Source organism: Dehalobacter sp. (genome assembly GCA_023667845.1).
GTDB lineage: Bacteria > Bacillota > Desulfitobacteriia > Desulfitobacteriales > Syntrophobotulaceae > Dehalobacter.
In genome coordinates this window covers 1-1,484 of the sequence record JAMPIU010000036.1, presented here as the reverse complement: position 1 = coordinate 1,484, position 1,484 = coordinate 1, and the positions used below count along the sequence as shown (strand labels likewise).

The following is a 1,484-nucleotide window of genomic DNA, read 5'->3' as shown; positions in this document are numbered from 1 at the left end:
CACGGTTTTTGCCAACGCGAGAATAAAGTAATAAACATCATATCCCTGCACCGCACCACGAGTGCAAAAACACGCGCCACCGCGACTCTGCAGCAACACCACCTACCGCCTGCCGTTAGGGTCAATAGCGGCCTACATAATATTCAATGGGTTAACTGCTCAAATCACATTAAAGGGGGGCAAGCATCTCCTCTCGCTTCAAACAGTCTCCCTTCGCGCCGTAACCTAGCTTATTATCAAAACAAAGAACATTAAGAACCAGTCTAGCACGACTCGCGAAGCACCCCAACTCAGCTGTACTCCTCCGCTTCAGCGGATAAGTAGCGGCTAGTTGCGTAAACAAGGAAACCTGTTCAACTGTACTCAAGTGAGATCCTTTTCGTCCAAATCAAAAAAGGCCGCTACTATCCCTAACAGGTCGGTAGGTGTCATTGCTGCTCCGTACCGCGAGAACTTTCTGGCTAAAGAGGACTGTTAAGTGGCCGGCGGTACGGCCTGCCCCGGCTGCCGCCGGGGACCCCCGCTGGTGTCACGGTTTTTGCCAACGCGAGAATTAATTAATAACTATCATAACCCTGTATCGCACCACGAGTGCAAAAACACGCGCCACCGCGACACTGCAGCAACACCACCTACCGCCTGCCGTTAGCCACAATCTGAAAACAACTTGTAAATGAAACTTTTAACTGAACTGACTCAAGAAGATATTATTAAACATCCTGTCTGGGAACTTAGGATGATCGATAACAGGGAATATGTACAACCCAGTTCTAAGAAAGAGATTTCTGATCATGAAGGTATTCGATACATAGTTCAATCATACTTCAAGCTTAATTGCCGGACTGAGTTACTTGGTTTTTGCTCCCCTCAAGACACAAGTGGTATAGATTATATTCAACCGGTGATTTTCACACCAAACAGCCAGATGGTTCTGTATTTGGATTCTTCTATTGAAAAAGACCAAACAATCAAGGAAATGAACAGATTAGGCCTTATAAAATCTGAAATTTTTCCAATCGAATGTAAACCCATGATAAAATGTGATGGAAACCTCTACTCATGGATAATAGATGATTTTAATAAAATATCAAAATAGACTGTGGCTAACAGGTCGGTATATGCAATTGGCTTCTGCACCGCGAGAATCTTCTGGTCAAAATTAAAGAGCTTCAATGGCGGTGCAGGCCGCCCCGGCTCCCGCCGGGGACTCCCTCCTGGTGTCACGGTTTTTGCCAACGCGACAATAAACAAAACAACATCATAATCCTGCATCGCACCACGAGTGCAAAAACACGCGCCACCGCGACTCTGCGCCAACTGCACATACCGCCGAACGTTAGCAGGCATATTAGGTTACAAATTAATAATCCTTGATCTGATGAGAACACTAAAAACTATTTTGGTTATCACATCACTGATTCTACTATCATGTGAGAGGTCAGAATTCAGTACCGATCTTATTGGAAAGTGGTATATCTACGGTT

The 1,484-nt window shown here is 45.2% G+C and carries 1 protein-coding gene; it reads right to left on the bottom strand.

The features are described from left to right. Positions 1–1,053: 1,053 nt before the first annotated feature. Entirely contained in the window at positions 1,054–1,317 is a 264-nt protein-coding gene (locus NC238_01720) for a hypothetical protein (protein MCM1564674.1), read from the bottom strand. Positions 1,318–1,484: the final 167 nt, after the last annotated feature.